At 67.5% G+C, this 234-nt stretch carries 1 pseudogene; it reads right to left on the reverse strand.

The features are described 5' to 3' along the window. Positions 1-234: pseudogene (locus tag SB771_RS37180) on the reverse strand (choline dehydrogenase); the annotation flags it as partial.

Raw genomic sequence — 234 nt, forward strand, 5'->3', positions numbered from 1 at the left:
CGACTTGATATGAATGGAACCCGTCGACTCCGGCCGCAGTTGCGCCACGCCGATGGTCATGCCCGGCTCGCGGTCGAGGATGCGCTCGGCCGCGTTGGCGTAGCTGGCGTGCACGAAGAAATACTGCACGTCGGCCGCCGGCAGGTCCGGCGCGCTCTTGACGAAGCCATGCACCAGCCCCGTGCCCAGCGTCAGGATGCCCTTGCGGCGGGTGTAGTAGCGCGCCACCTGTTG

The sequence above is a fragment of the Burkholderia sp. SIMBA_051 genome (assembly GCF_046534915.1).
Classification (GTDB): Bacteria; Pseudomonadota; Gammaproteobacteria; order Burkholderiales; family Burkholderiaceae; genus Burkholderia; species Burkholderia ambifaria.